The following is a 15,812-nucleotide window of genomic DNA, read 5'->3' as shown; positions in this document are numbered from 1 at the left end:
TTCCTATTTATGCTTCTGCAATCCAAAGATTTAATTTTTCTTCAAACATTGTCTTAATTTCATTCATACGTGACTCTGTTTCAGCCTCGAAACGCAGCACCAAAACAGGCTGCGTATTAGAAGCACGAATTAGCCCCCAACCATCTGAAAAAATTGCACGCACACCATCAATATCGATCGCGTCAAACTTAGCACCGAAATACTCTACAGCCTTAGAGACGACAGGCGCCTTGAGTTCCTCGGGACAATCAAGTCGTATTTCAGGGGTCGAAAACGTTTTTGGCCAAGTACTCAACTGTCCGCTCATAGGAGCTTCTGAACGGCTTAAAATCTCAACCAGCCGCAGTGCCGCATAGGTGGCATCGTCAAAACCATAGTATCTATCAGCAAAAAACATATGTCCGCTCATTTCACCAGCGAACTTAGCGCCAATTTCACGCATATGTGCTTTAATCAACGAATGGCCTGTTTTCCACATCACGGCATTTCCGCCATGTTCTACGATATCGTTGTACATCAAGTGCGAGCACTTAACTTCGCCGATGATGGAAGCTCCGGGGAAGGACTTAAGAATATCTCTGGCATAAATGGCCACCAACTGGTCGCCATACATCATGTTGCCCTGTTCGGTAATCACGCCAATTCTGTCGCCATCACCATCTAGACCAATCCCTAAGTCTGCCTGTTCTGCGAGCACGGTTCGTTTCAAATCGACAACGTTTTCTTCAACAACAGGATCAGGATGATGGTTTGGGAAAGTCCCATCAGGCATACAAAACAGACGAACGACTTCAGCGCCAGCGGCCTCCAGTGCATCAGCAGTAATATCACCACCAGCACCGTTGCCACCGTCCACAACCACCTTCACACGTCGTCCTAAAGAAACGCTACCAGCGAGTTCTGCAATGTATTGCGGAAGAATGTTCTTTTGTATGACAGAACCACTACCTTCAGGAAACACTCCGGCTTCCATCAAAGTATATATGCCCTGTACCGCCTCAGAGTGAATGGTGCTTTTACCTTGCCAGATCTTAAAGCCATTGAACTCCGATGGATTATGACTTGCAGTAACAATTACACCCGCTGTTTCACCCAGAGTAGTTACGGCATAATAAAACGCCGGAGTAGACACTTGCCCAATATCAACAACACCGATACCCACTGAGTTAAGTCCACGGGTCAACGCCCCGGCATAACCGGGAGATGTCTGGCAGCAATCATAACCAACAACTGCCACCTTGGAGGCTTTACTCAGAAAGTAGGTACCGCAGGCCTTCCCCAGACGCTCTACCCATTCTTCGTCGAAATCTTCCCCAACTATTCCCCGAATATCATAAGTACGGAACACTTCACGAGAGATTGGCCTCATTAGGAAATCTCCTTGGTGTCATGACGACCATACATGTCATCAAAACGGACTATATCGTCTTCACCAAGATAGCTGCCCGTTTGCACCTCTATGAGCTCAAGATCTATCTTTCCGGGGTTTTCCAAACGATGAAGGTAGCCAAGCGGAATATAAGTAGATTCCTCTTCCTTGAGCATGATCGTATCTTCACCGCGAGTAACCAAGGCTGTCCCCTTAACAACGATCCAATGCTCAGCTCGATGGTGATGCTTTTGAAGAGAAAGAATAGCTCCTGGCTTTACGGTAATCCGCTTAACCTGAAACCGCTCTTCAAGATTGATAGTTTCATACGCGCCCCATGGGCGATATACCTTCTTGTGAAGAAGCGCCTCAGGACGACTGTCGGCCTTGAGCGTGTTCACAAGCTTTTTTACATCCTGGACGCGATCTTTCGGAGAGACCATCACAGCATCAGCGGTTTCGACCACAACATGGTCTTGAAGACCTACTACTGCAAGTAGACGCCCTGTCGAATGAAGGTAAGACCCATGTACGTCATGCGTAATAACGTCCCCCAACGCAACGTTCTCATGAGCATCTTTTTCTTTTATATCCCAAAGAGCACTCCATGATCCTACATCATTCCAACCTGCATCAAGCGGAATGACTGCACCAGCTGAAGTGTGCTCCATAACAGCATAGTCGATGGAATCACTTGGGCTTTCAGCAAAGCTCGCCGCATCAAGCCTAAAAAAGTCAAGATCATGCTTGCCGTTAGCTATAGCCAGCTGACAAGCTTCCGCCATTGTAGAGTTAACTCGCTCAAGCTCTTGCATATAACGCTTCGCGGAAAACATGAACATACCACTATTCCAGTAAAAATTACCGGAATCAACATAGGTCTGAGCTGTATCCGCATCCGGTTTCTCAACAAACCTATTTATTGTGTAGGCTTCACTTTCAACGTTACCTGTAACTGAACCACGTTCAATGTAACCATACCCAGTTTCGGCATATTTGGGCACAATACCAAAAGTTACCAACGCCCCAGCCTCTGCAAGCTCCTTTCCCTTCGATACCGTTGCTAGAAACAATTCCACATTATTAATATGGTGGTCAGCAGGCAACACAAGTAAAGTAGAGTTTTCATCAATACGACAAGCCTGTTCAGCTGCAACATACGTGGCAGGAGCTGTATTTTTGCCTACCGGCTCAAGAATAATCTTCGAGAGAGAAATCTTCTTCTCGCGAGCCTGTTCAGCGACCATAAAGCGATGATCTTCACTACATACAACAATAGGAGAATCAAAATCAGAATTACGAGATAATCTTAAAGCCGTATCCTGAAATAGAGTTTTTCCGTTCACTAAAGGAAGGAACTGTTTTGGGTATAACTGGCGAGACAGCGGCCAAAGTCTAGTACCGGATCCCCCTGCGAGTATAACTGGAATTATCATGCCCCCTCCTACCACTATTTACCTACAGCAAAGTATTGATATCCAAGCTCACCTAAGTAGTTAGAAGAATACAAGTTCCTGCCATCGAAGAGCACCGCAGACTTTAAAGAAGATTTAATCAATTCAAAATCAGGAGTCCTAAATTGATTCCACTCTGTAACAACAAGCAGCGCATTAGCACACTGCGTAGCTTCATATTGCTCGGATACTATGCTCACGTTTTGATTTCCCGAGAAAATCCCTCTAGCATTGCTTGCAGCAACAGGATCATATGCTTTAATATACATACCTTTAGCAGTTAATCGTTCAATAATATTGATAGATGCGGCCTCGCGCATATCATCTGTATTCGCCTTAAATGCCAGCCCCCATACTGCAAGAGTTTTCCCAGAGACCCCACCAAGCGGTTCGAAATACTCCTCAATACGCTCAGCCATTCGAACTTTTTGACGCTCATTGACCTGCTCAACGGCATCCAGCAGATGGGGAGTAAATTCATTACCCTTCGCAGTGTTGATCAGAGCTTTAACGTCCTTCGGAAAACATGAGCCCCCATAGCCTACCCCTGGATAAATAAACTGATACCCAATACGACTATCGGAACCAATGCCGACTCGCACATCTCGAACGTCAGCGCCAACGCGTTCACAAATATTTGCGATCTCGTTGATAAAGGAAATTTTTGTAGCCAGCATGCAATTTGCTGCATACTTCGTCATTTCGGCGCTACGCACCCCCATCACGATTATCTTATCGCGACTACGTGCAAATGGGGCGTACAATATACGCATAGTTTCAGCGACATCATCATTGTCAGTACCAACAACAACACGATCCGGCTTCATAAAATCGTTTATCGCATCGCCTTCTTTCAGAAACTCCGGATTGGATACAACATGAAACTCTACAGACTCCCCTCGAGCTACAAGTTCTTCGGAAATAATATCACGAACAGCATCAGCGGTACCAACAGGTACTGTTGACTTATCAACAACAATTGTCGTTCGTGTGATTAAACGACCAATTTCACGCGCAACACCATGTACATATTCCAAATTACAAGAGCCATCAGGATTGGAAGGCGTCCCTACAGCGATGAAAACAACTGCTGAGTTCAGTAGTCCTTCCTCAAGCTTTGTCGTGAAATGTAATCGTCTTTCTGAATAGTTGCGTTTTACAAGAGGCTCTAGACCTGGTTCGTAGATATGAACAACACCATCTTTCAATGAAGTTACAACGCTCTCATTTATATCAACACACGTTACATTATTGCCCATCTCTGCAAAACATGCGGCAGCCACAAGCCCAACGTAACCAGTACCGACTATACAAATATTCATTATCGTGCCCTTAAATTAACATAAAAATATGAGCGCATGCCTTAATAGCATGCGCTCAAAGATATCTTCATACTTACCATCAAACCTTACGGCCTGATGCAACTCTTCGCACACCTACAAGTCCAACTAAACCAAAACCAAGCAACAAAAGAGTGCCTGATCCAGATATCGGTGATGCCCCCACAGTGACATTATCAACGTCATAGCTATTACGCGGAGTAGCCTGAGCAGCACACGCAAAGGTCAATACCATAGCAATTGCCAAAACGACACGATGAATGCTTTTCATTGGAGCCCCCCCATGAATAGACGTGAGTTTAGATCATCACATTAAGCAATCACTGTGCCGAACAATTTTAAACATTATTTTCAGCACATTAACAGAACAGACAAGATTATGTCTGCTTTTTCTGGAAGTGATTATTGGGGGATTAAACCCTAAAAAGGGGGGGGATGAGATAAATCTAGACGAAGATGAAGACCGTTATCCCAAAACTTGCTACTTCAGGAAAACGGATAGAGGTAGGTAGGATTAAACCAACGAAAGCCAATTCGCTTCAAAAGGCGCAAAGTATAACCGAACTTGCCCCCCCCCACCGCGCATGAAGTCATAATTAGAACGCGCCCACAAAGAGCGCCACATGCAATCCGTTTTTTCCGGACTACGCCTTACCAAGTTCAAAAACGTGAATAAATCCCTTGTCAGGCAACGTACAATCAGCTTTTTGCTACACCACTACCGTACCGGCAAAACGCCGCTTAAATAGAAACATGGAAGTCCCTCCCGAACAGCCTTTCGCGACCATCTTCCCTTGCTGAAACTGGGGCAATTTGGTAGGTCAAAGTATCAGGAAATTTGAAAACCCACCCGAGCACATCCTGACATATCAGCACATTAGCTCGCGCTTAGTATCTAGTCTCTCCCTCGACATCACGAAATCAATGGGTTGCAGCAACTTCTTGTACCCCCTCAGAACAACGACAAACCCCGCCCTTTTTCGGACGGGGTTTGTCATTGCTCTGAAAGTTAGGGATAGATGATCTCCAGCCTTTCTCACCTGTATTGCTATCAGATCTATTGATGTGAAAACCTCCGGACGCCAACAAGCCCGAGCACCCCCGTTCCCAATAGCCAGAGCGCTCCAGGTATGGGGGTAGGATTCACCTTGGCGTAGAGAATAGGCTCGTTCATATCACCGTCACCAGCCTTCCATCGGCCGTTATCATTAAACCCGAGCAGAAAGCCCTGTAGCGGATCTGGGGCAAAAAACATTCTTGTATTGCATCTGGAAATAAGGGTGTCGCCAACATAAAAAGAAAAGTGGTCGTCGGGGGTTATACCAAAGCTCTTCGCAAGGTCGATCGGAGAACCAATGGCATACCCTCTGGTAGGAGGCGTCCAGACATCATTATCAAAGAACATCTTTTTCTCCCCACCGTTGATGCTCAGAAAGAGGTCTGCCGTACTTGCGGTATCCATCACCATAACCTGCAAGGTGTTCATATCACCAAGCGTCCATTCGCTTGCAGGCTTTGTCATTCTGCCACTGCGGAAAAGATCATAATTTGAATAGTTCGTACCAAAGAGCATGTTGTAGGTATCACTGACAGAATATTCGGCATACGCCAATCCGCTAGCAAAAACAGCCAACGCCGTGACTACAACGATCCTGCAAATCTGTTTCATAGAGTGCTCCATCTCGGTATCAATCAATTGTCCTCACGAATAATGCACCAGAAACGAAAGCATGGTAGCAATATCGCGTTTTCCCTTATCAGACATACCCCAATGACCGCACGCATACGCGCCTGAGTGGATTTGAAATAATCGTGCCTAACATTGAATTCGATATTTATTAATAATTGTTAGAGTTCGCGACATCACTGCTACGGCTATCCTTCACCCCATATTCCGAAATTGCCGGAAAGACACTCTCATCCATGCAAGCAGGGCTTTCCCCTGCCGCTCTCTCGCCCCACCCGGATCAATCCGGCAGCCCAGAATACATTTCTCCAGCCCCTCCAGCATCATCGCCAAATCGATACACGAACACATAGTGACGCAATTCAAGAAGTAGCTACTAGCTATACGCACTCACCACGCTGATTACTGGCAAGCACTTGTACAGAATTCCAGATTTCCAAGAGCAATCCTTCACACCGGCCTTCAACACTTAATAAATCCAAACAAATCAGAGCAATATAAAAAAACGAGAACGTGGCACAAACCTTGCTCACACGGCTGAAGGTCGAAAGACTTCCATCTTCATAATATGCCAGCTCAGTCGCTGCACATAGACACACCGGGGAGGAATCATGCCAGTTACCACGTTGCCCATACCCAACCAGAATCAAGTCATCGCACTCATTCCAGGTACAGACATCAACCTACCAGTAGCATCCGGACAAGTAGAAATGGCGCTCCAGGACGGAGCCATCATCCTTAAGTTTGAAAACGGGCATACAATCACACTAACTGGCGCTGAAGATGCAGCGGCTGGCAATCAACACCCGCGTCTGGCTTTTCAGGACGCCACGGTAGAAGTGGACGACCTATTCCTGCAGTCTCTGGGAGCAGGCAATATTGAAACGGCAGCGGGAACTCAGGTGAAGAGCGGCGGCACATCTGAGTATGTTGCGGACTTTGGGAAGCTTAATACTGAGGGAGAGCCCAACCTTGAGTTGCCTAGCAGGCAAGGCGGAGACAGCGAGGACTTGAGACGCGTCTACGACGAACCCTACACCAACTACACGTCGCAAGACGGTGGCACACCCGAACTGGATACAATAGCCCCCGCCCGCCCGGTAATCTTGGAATTTTCCGAAGACACAGGGCTTCATGGCGACTTCCTCACCAACGACACCCTTATCGAACTTTCAGGTACCGCAGAAGCAGGTTCGCTCGTCACCGTGTATGACAACGGAACCTATCTCGGACAAACGTATGCTGACAGCACTGGCCACTGGACCCTCGCCAACAGTTCAACCATGAACGAGTCAGATTTTACTGGCGGCAGAACTGATTCAAACACTTCTGAAACCAATGGCAGCCCCGACACTGCGATTATTATTGATCGCTCCAGCTTTGCTCCCGTAAAAGGTTCCGCCGCTGCAAATGCTGAAGTTCCATCCCTCCCCAGCGTCCGCTTTGTGGGCACGATGACCGACAACGACGATGGCGGAACCCACGATAAGGACTTTATTCAACTTTCCTTAAAAGCCGGGGAAACTCTCATTCTCGACATAGACCATGGAATGAAAGAAGGTGGGCTAGCCAATCCGGATTCTATCGACTCCTACCTCTATCTTTATGACAGCAATGGAAATCAAGTCGCCAGCAATGATGACCACTACCCACTAGACAACGGCTCCATTCACAGTTTTGATTCCTACCTTAGATATCCTGTCACCGCCGACGGAACATACTACGTAACAGTTTCCACATTTCCCAGGACGTCAGCAGTTGTGTCGAGCGGGACCTATGAACTTTGGATGTCCATCGACACCCCCGCCGCCGACATCGCCTCCGCACCACCCCAAATATACCTTACAGATGGCACCCATTCATTCACTGCTACAGCAACAGATGCTGCTGGCAATGTAAGCAACGAGTCTCTCGCGTTCATTGTAGAAATTGACGCAACGCCGCCCCAACTTGAGACTGCATCATTTGATGTGGCGGAAAACACAACGGCCGGAGCTCTCATCGGCACCCTCGGAGCTGTAGATGCACACGATGTCACCTTTGCAACGAACAGCGATCTCGTCTCCATAGATTCTTCAACCGGCGCAGTAACACTTACTGAGGCCGGTGCAAATCTGCTCGATTATGAACAGAGACATTCAGTCGAAAATATCGGTGTTACCATTACGGATACAGCAGGCAACAGTTCGTATCAGACATTTACCTTAAACATCACAGACACCAACGATAACGCCCCAAAAACCAGTCTAATTTTGCTGGAGAAGGGCGTTGATGAAGATACCGTTCCGGTCACCTTTTCGCTCTCAGACCTGATGCAACATACCATTGACTATGACACGGTAGGTTCTCTGTCCGTAGAACCAGAATCGCTGGCCCTGCTTCTTACCTTTGCCCTTTCGGATGGTTCCACAGCCAATGCTGGCACAATGGCCTTCGAAAACGGGAAATGGGTTTATCACTCAGCCGGAGACTCCCGCTATCTGGGCGAAAACAACTTCAATCTCACATATGATGAGACGACCGAACAATTCACCTTCACTCCTGCAACCAACTTTTGTGGAACCGTTGAGATGGAATACTCTGTGACGGATGGGGTACATGCAACTCCCGGATCCGCAACACTCAACATTGGTACTGTGGATGATAACCCGGTCATCAATGCCCCTGATTCTGTACAAGCAAGCATCTATGACCCCTCAAAGATTGTTGCCTCATTCTCCATACAAGAGTTTGACGGAGATGCCGTGACATTGTCAGTAGAAGATAGCAGGTTCCATATCGAGAAATCTGGCAACATGTACAATCTGCTCATGAATGATCCAACGGCATTTGCTGACAATCTTGATAACCCTTTCCAAGTTACAATTACCGCTCATGATATCGCTCAATCCGGCATCGACACACACACGCTAACCGTCCACCTAACTAATACACCTGTTGCCCTGTCAGAATTCACGCCTGCTTTTGAAGCATGGTACGCAGATATGGATAAAGAGTACTATATTTATGACTTAGACCACCTCTTTGCTGGCGAAAACTTAAGCTATAAATACAGTTATGGTGGGCTCGAGGGCAAAGTAAACCAATACTTTGAAACAACAAGCCTCCACAAAACAGTCGATGAACTGGTCACCATCTCTGCAACGAATGCGGAAGGAGACCATTCCACCTCTACAATACAGCTTCACTGGAAGCAAGGTACAGATGCTAATGACTACATCACATCAGATCCAGACAACCACGCCTTAATATTGGGACATGGTGGCAACGACGTCCTTACCGGAGGAAACGGCAACGACGTGCTGGTTGGCGGCACTGCATTCTCCCTGTTGAGCGACAATGACATCCTTTCTGGCGGCGCCGGCAACGACGCCCTCATCGGTGGCGCTGGAAACGACATTCTGAACGGCGGCGAAGGAAACGACATTCTGGACGGCGGCGCTGGAAACGACATTCTGAACGGCGGCACCGGCAATGACATATTCCTTTTTACACATGACCATACGTCCCTTAATGTTAACGAGCACCATACAGATACAATACAAAACCTTACAATTGGAGAAGACGTTCTCAATCTGCACGAGTTGCTACAGGGAGCTAATGAATACAACATTGGAGACTACATCTCCACTACGGTCGTTGATGGCAACACTGCTCTTGCAGTATCGTCACATGGCGATGGCAATATCGACCAGATAATCGTATTCCAATCTATCACAAACAGCACAGAAGCCGATCTTATCCAGCAGTTGCTAATCACCAACACCATAATTATATAGAACTCTTCACACAAGAATAAAAGGGCTGTCTGCATCCGTGCATGACAGCCCTTTTCCTCTCCGCCTCCTTGCCCTCCCCCCTTTATAGAGCCCCACCTCCTTTGCTCACCACCTGCAGAACATAGGGCCGTTCCCCCTATGCTCGTGTTGTATTCCCCTAAAATTGGACCAGCGAATAGTAGAGACTTCTGGCAAACTGCCTTCAAGGAGAAGGCAATGCAGAAAATCTCGATTCACGGAAAGCCAGATCATTCGGATTCTGAAGGAAACAGAAGGCGGCCGCACGGTAGCTGTCGTTTGCCGCGAACACGGTGCAAGTCAGGCCATGTACTACAAATGGAAATTCAAGTACTGCGGCATGGAGGCTACGGACATTAAACACCTCAAGGAGCTTGAGGAAGAAAACCGCAAGCTCAAGCGCATGTTCGCCAACCTCAGCCTTGAGCACGAGGTTTTAAAGGACATCATCGCAAAAGAGCTTTGAGTCCAGCCGAGAAGCGGGAGATCGTCGATTACACTCGCGATGATTTCGGGATGAACGTGCGAAGGGCATGTGCCATCATGCTCATCAGCCAAACGCTATACACCTATGCACCGACTCCGCAAAACAACACCGATGTTGTCGAGACGCTCATACGGTTGGCCGACAGATACCCTCGATATGGATTTGGCAAACTGTCCAGCACGTTGCGGCGACAGGAATACCGAAGAAATCACAAACGGACCCATCGCATCTGCCGCCAACTGAAGCTACATTTGCGCCATAAAGGGGAAAGCGACTCCCGCCCAACTATCAGCAACCACTGGCCGTGCCACCACTAGTCAACTGCTGCTGGTTCGTGGACATCATGCATGACTCGCTTCCAGCGGACAACAGTTCCGCACGATCAACATGATGGATGATTACAGCCGTGAATGCCTCGTCATCGAAGTTGAGACCAGCCTCCCCGCCACCCAGAAATTACGGGGTCCGGACATGGCGCGCGGGGGGGCACCCGGAGATGACGAGAACGGACAAGGGATCGGAATATGTATCGAACCAGATGGCTGAATGGGTTGAGGGGCATGGTAGAACTGGATTTCATTCAACCGGGCAAGCCCACTCAAAACTCGTATGTGGAGCGGTTCAACAGAACGTACCGAACGGAGCTCTGAACTTCTACCTGTTGGCAGCCTCTCGGAGGTTAAGGAAATCACCGAGAATTGGCTAAAGTTGTATCACGAGGAACGCCCCCCATAACTCATTGGGAAACAATCATCTGACTGAGTATTTAAAAATCAATCCACCCCAGAAGGTCTCTACCTTCGGGCAGCACTAACTAGGGGAGGCTTAAACTCGCGCCAAACTCAGCCACCGCCCTGAGGGGGAAGGATTACCGAGCACATCTCTTTAACCGTAATCCAATGCACAAAAAACCGCCAGCAACCTAATGCTGGCGGCCTGTTGAGACAACTATAACAGGAGTTATACAAAGCGACGCACCCCCAAGAGTCCAAGCATACCGGATATTAGCATCCAAAGAGTTCCTGGAATAGGAGTCGGAGCCACCTTAAGCGACAAATCATCAACAATAACTAACCCATTCATACTAGCAATTTCTATTGTAAAAATACTCTTTAATCCGCATGCCAGAGATGAAAAATAAATATTACCACTATCAAACGATGCAGTCGCATGGTAATCATCTGCTTTAACGCCATATTCATCGCGCAGAATCATAACAGAATCACCACGATAACTGAACGACACATCAGTTACAGGCTTATTAAACGTAATCACAGAACCAACAACATTTTCACCAATACTTTCTGGTAGTGCGATAGAGTATTTATTGGAACCACCACCGAATATCCACCCACTACTAAACTCAACGCCCGTTGATTCTCTATAATAATCGGCCACCCCCATGTAAGAGACACCATCATTAAAATCGATGGTATAATCATAGTTAACTGAAGCACTCGCAGCACCTGAAAGAGGCTCTGCGATCAACATGCTCACAAGCATGAGAACCTTAAAAACACTTTTCATATAGACCTCCTTAAAAGATCAACCACATTGTCGGCAGAGCCCATCCCTGCTGGCAACCCGGCTACCTCCCCCCATTTTTAAGAAGGCCCGTGGCTTTCCGTCCCTGCCTCACGACAGGTTTGGCTACGAGTCATATGAAAATAACATGCCAACACCATATATATTCACAATACCAACAAGTTATAGACACACAAACGCAATCCTCATTCCGTTTCCACCTTTTCCAGCCACCACAACAAAAGCCCCCCTATACTCAATTGAAATAACAAAGAAAAATCCAGACTGGATACAGGTGCCCCGTCTGGATTTTTCGATTCATTTAACTATAGGCTAGATTGCAGCGAGCAACTCCTCCAATTTTTTCTTTTCCGGAAACTCTGAAATATCTTTAAGCGCGTTACGACCAATGCGTTTGGCTTCATCAGTCTTACCTATGGTAGCAAGGGCGGTCACCAGATGATAGGCAACAGCACCGTTTTTAGGCAACTTTTCCTGAGCTGCCTTAAGCGCCTCAATAGCCTGCTCCCAGTTGCCAAGCTTATGATGCAGCCACCCCAACGTGTCCAGCGACTCCGGACTGCCATCCCGGACTGCCAGCTTTGCCAGGTCGAGCCCCTCATTGAGTCTTGCAGGATCAACAGCTTCCGAAAGAATGTAGGCCAAGTTATTTGCAGCAGCCAGAAACTCGGGGTGTTTCTCAAGCAAGGCCCGGTAAATTTCTTCCGCCTTAACTTTATCACCCTCATACTGATACAATTGTCCAAGCATGAATGCAGGTCCGAGCGCTTCCGGACTACCACGAAGCGCACTCAGACACTCCTGCTTGGCTTCTGCAATCTTTCCACCCCGTAGATAGATCCCCATAAGGCGACGGTAGGGAACACCCCATTCCGGACTCAACTCACTCGCCTTTCGGAATTGCGCCTCCGCGACATCCTGCTTCCTATCAATCAACGCCACGCGCCCCATAAGCTCATAGAGGATGGCGCTATCGGGCGAACTGGCCAGCAAATCATCTCCCCATGCCTTGGCTTGGTCTGTCCGCCCCATGGCAAGAAGCGTCATCATCTTACGCTCAATGCCTATTGCTGAATCGGCATGAACATCAAGTACAGCATCATAACAGACGAGAGCCTTGGCATAATCTTTTTTGCCCAGAGCCATGTCTCCAAGCTTTAAACTTGAAGCCGCCTTCCCATCCTGCATGGTTCCAGCTTTTACATAATGAGCTTCAGCCGCTGCTACATTACCTCTTACACGCTCAATGTCCCCCAGGGTCAACTGATAGCCATATTTTTCGGGATGCCTGTCTGCGAGTACACCAACCAAAGCCAAGGCCTTTTCCCAATGCCCGTGATGGGTATAGTATTTCACCAACAGCATATTCGCAGGAGCGTAATCCGGATCCTTCTCAAGAGCGATATGCAATTCTTCGATGGCCATCAGGCTGTTATCAACACCAATATATGCCTGCGCCAGCAACGTATGCGCTTCAACATCTTCAGGGCTCTTTGTAGATACAATACGCAAATCGGCGGCAGCCTCCTCAAGCTTGCCCAGCGCCAGATACGCCTTTCCACGCAGCTTCAGAATACCAAGATCAGAAACTTGCGCCCCTGTTTCATTCACAACCATCAAGACGTCTTTGTAGGCACGTTCCTGCAGCAATATTTCTCCAAGCCGAACCTTGGCCTTGAGTGCCTGCGGATTATCCGCATACGCGACCGTAACATTGCGAAGCGCCACCTTGGCTTCATCAATCTTTCGCTGAGCAAGCAGTACGTCAGCCTGAGCCAAAGCAAGCCGGATATCGTTGACGTCCTCCTTCATACCTGCCTGAACAACCGCCTCAGCCTCCGGCCATTTCTTGCTCCGAATCAGAAACCCGACATAATCTATTCGGAAATCGACGTTATCAGGAGCAGATGCCAAAAGCGATTCATACTCCTTGCCTGCGCGCTCCACTTCGCCCGCCTGCTCCAGCACGCGCGCGATCATCCGCCTGATTGACGGCTTATCATCCACAAGTTCACCCAACTTGCGATAGTTCGCCTCGGCAAGCTCATATTTTCCTTGAGATGTTGCCATGACCGCGGCCTTGTAGAACAACACCTTGTTTTCCGGCGCCATGCCCAGAGCTTCCTGCAAAGCAGTTTCGGCCTTACGAGCCTCACCTCTCCGCTCGTAAACTGTTACAAGCCCAAGCCTAACATCCATATTCTCTGGCGATGCCTTCAGTTGTTTGGACAGCAACGCCTCAGCTTCAGTAAACTTTTCAGTCTGAATAAACAGGCCTGCCTGCAGCATATTGGCTTCGAGCGAATCCAGCTGCAAGTCCCGCATTGCTTGCACTTCTGCTTCGACTTTGTCGTATTGACCAGCAAGCAGGTAAAGTTGCCCTAACCCGGCATGTGCTTCAATTGAGTCCGGAGCCAATTCTACGGCCTGAGTGTATTGACCGAAGGCCCCCCGCCAATTCTGTTCCCTAATACTGCACTTGGCCAGAAGGACATATGCTGGTGCATACTTGGGATCAATTTTCAGGGCATTCTTAGCCTCCAGACGAGCCTCGGCAGCATTGCCCTGCTCAAACAAAGTATTCCCGCTTTCTACAAGTTCGACCTTACGCTCTTCTGCCGAACTGCATGCCACAAGCAATGCGAGCAGCAATATAACAAGAGAACGGACAAGAACCTTAAATAACATACGCCCCCCCTTGGACAATATCATGATGCCCCTTCCTTTTTCATGATAACCCAAACCGTTCTAAACAGAATCTCGATGTCCCGTAAGAACCGCCAGCCATCGATGTATGCAAGATCAAGTTTCACCACTTCTTCAAAACTTCTAATCGTATTACGCCCGGAGACCTGCCAGAGGCCTGTTATTCCGGGCTTCATTGAAACCCGCCTGCGTTGCCATTTCTTGTATTCCCGCACTTCGTCTGGCGTAGGCGGACGAGTGCCAACAAGGCTCATTTCCCCGCGGATGACATTGATAAACTGCGGAAACTCATCCAGTGAAGTCCTGCGCAAGAAACGCCCCACCTTAGTTACACGGGGGTCATCCTTCATCTTGAACATGTGCCCGTCCATCTCGTTCTGGGCCATCAGCTCCTTTTTGCGGGCCTCTGCATCCATATACATAGAGCGGAATTTATACAGCTTGAAAATTCGGTTATTCTTACCCACCCGGTTCTGACTGAACAAAACAGGCCCCGGGTCATTCAGCTTGATAGCAATGGCAATGGGTATATACATCAAGGCAAAGAGCATGAACCCGACAACGCCCCCCAGAATATCCATGATCCTCTTGTAAAACATGCCACTGGCATTGATCTGGGTTCCGTAGATAGTAAGAGTTGGGATGGAATTGACATCCTCCACCCTCAAGCCCTGCACCCGGTCTGCGGGATCGAACATGGCTGGCAAAATGCGGACAGTAAGCCCCATATCCTTACAAAGCTCGACATTGTTCTTCAAATTGAAGGGCTGAGAGGTCGGCAGGGCAAAAAACACTTCATCAACATCTCTGTCGGCTACTACGGAATCAAAATCACCGAGCCGGCCCAACTTAACAAGGCCGGGAATATCTCGCTGTTCTCCCACCGTAAGCCAGCCAATGACCGCATGTCCCCAGCTTTTCATTTCCTGAAGAGCTTCGAAAACCGGCTCAACCCTATCAGTACTACCTACGAGCAAAATACGACGCACCCGATATGCCCCACTCTTCGTCTTGAAGAATTGAAACATAAGGCAACGAACCGTCATAAAACCCATAAAACAAAGCAATGCACACATCCCAATGAAGTACCGCGACACACCATCAATATTGGCAAGATACAACCCCATAGCAAGAAGGCTAAAATCAATACCAACTGCAACAACAACCTTTTTCAGCGCCTGCCAAAGCGGAGGTCTAAAATCTTCATCATAGAAACCAAGTCGATTCATGACATACGAATTCAAGAACATCAGAGTGAGAACAATGGAAATGAACAGGCCTGAGTCCATACTCCATCCCCCATCCCCCAGATACCAACGAAAGTAGTAGGCTCCGTACCCTGCGATTATTGAGACTAGGCCATCAAGGATGATGGCGACATTGGTTGCGACAAAGACCTGTTCTCTATACATCTCACAACCCTCACA

At 48.0% G+C, this 15,812-nt stretch carries 9 protein-coding genes, 1 pseudogene and 1 riboswitch; of the genes and pseudogenes, 2 read left to right on the top strand and 8 right to left on the bottom strand.

All coding sequences use genetic code 11. From position 1 onward, the window contains the following. Positions 1-7: 7 nt before the first annotated feature. The 5 genes from N1030_RS01180 to N1030_RS01160 form a co-directional block, all read right to left on the bottom strand. Entirely contained in the window at positions 8-1,369 is a 1,362-nt protein-coding gene (locus tag N1030_RS01180) for a phosphomannomutase/phosphoglucomutase (RefSeq protein ID WP_265827154.1), read from the bottom strand. Beyond that, positions 1,369-2,805 (bottom strand): mannose-1-phosphate guanylyltransferase/mannose-6-phosphate isomerase, encoded by a 1,437-nt coding sequence (locus N1030_RS01175; RefSeq protein ID WP_265827153.1) that lies wholly within the window; start codon positions 2,803-2,805, stop codon positions 1,369-1,371. Before N1030_RS01175 ends, N1030_RS01180 begins: the two co-directional genes overlap by 1 nt. A gap of 14 nt (positions 2,806-2,819) precedes the next feature. Next, the gene (locus N1030_RS01170) at positions 2,820-4,145 is read right to left on the bottom strand and encodes a UDP-glucose dehydrogenase family protein (protein WP_265827152.1); all 1,326 of its coding nucleotides are present in this window, start codon (positions 4,143-4,145) and stop codon (positions 2,820-2,822) included. A 79-nt stretch (positions 4,146-4,224) separates the two neighbouring features. Then, complete coding sequence (locus tag N1030_RS01165; RefSeq protein WP_265827151.1) at positions 4,225-4,434, bottom strand: hypothetical protein; 210 nt, start codon at positions 4,432-4,434, stop codon at positions 4,225-4,227. A 786-nt stretch (positions 4,435-5,220) separates the two neighbouring features. Next, positions 5,221-5,832 (bottom strand): VPLPA-CTERM sorting domain-containing protein, encoded by a 612-nt coding sequence (locus N1030_RS01160; protein WP_265827150.1) that lies wholly within the window; start codon positions 5,830-5,832, stop codon positions 5,221-5,223. A 629-nt stretch (positions 5,833-6,461) separates the two neighbouring features. Between N1030_RS01160 and N1030_RS17640 the strand changes: the two genes are divergently transcribed. Beyond that, positions 6,462-9,629, top strand: a complete 3,168-nt coding sequence (locus N1030_RS17640) for a pre-peptidase C-terminal domain-containing protein (RefSeq protein ID WP_276038092.1) — start codon at positions 6,462-6,464, stop codon at positions 9,627-9,629. A gap of 196 nt (positions 9,630-9,825) precedes the next feature. Further along, a pseudogene (locus N1030_RS01145) lies at positions 9,826-10,948 on the top strand (IS3 family transposase). A gap of 146 nt (positions 10,949-11,094) precedes the next feature. On the opposite strand, the gene N1030_RS01140 reads toward N1030_RS01145, so the two are convergent. The 3 genes from N1030_RS01140 to N1030_RS01130 all read right to left on the bottom strand — a co-directional run bounded on the left by N1030_RS01140 (position 11,095) and on the right by N1030_RS01130 (position 15,797). Next, positions 11,095-11,661 carry a hypothetical protein gene (locus N1030_RS01140; RefSeq protein ID WP_265827149.1) on the bottom strand — a complete coding sequence of 189 codons (567 nt, stop codon included), beginning with the start codon at positions 11,659-11,661 and terminating at the stop codon, positions 11,095-11,097. A 48-nt stretch (positions 11,662-11,709) separates the two neighbouring features. Beyond that, a riboswitch (cyclic di-GMP riboswitch) is annotated at positions 11,710-11,795 on the bottom strand. A gap of 196 nt (positions 11,796-11,991) precedes the next feature. Then, positions 11,992-14,391 carry a tetratricopeptide repeat protein gene (locus tag N1030_RS01135; RefSeq protein WP_265827148.1) on the bottom strand — a complete coding sequence of 800 codons (2,400 nt, stop codon included), beginning with the start codon at positions 14,389-14,391 and terminating at the stop codon, positions 11,992-11,994. Next, entirely contained in the window at positions 14,388-15,797 is a 1,410-nt protein-coding gene (locus tag N1030_RS01130; protein ID WP_265827147.1) for a sugar transferase, read from the bottom strand. The genes N1030_RS01135 and N1030_RS01130 overlap by 4 nt, the downstream gene beginning before the upstream one ends. Between the last annotated feature and the right edge of the window lie 15 nt (positions 15,798-15,812).

It is taken from the genome of Desulfovibrio mangrovi (assembly GCF_026230175.1).
Taxonomy (GTDB): Bacteria; Desulfobacterota; Desulfovibrionia; order Desulfovibrionales; family Desulfovibrionaceae; genus Halodesulfovibrio; species Halodesulfovibrio mangrovi.
This window is presented reverse-complemented; position numbering and strand designations above follow the sequence as displayed.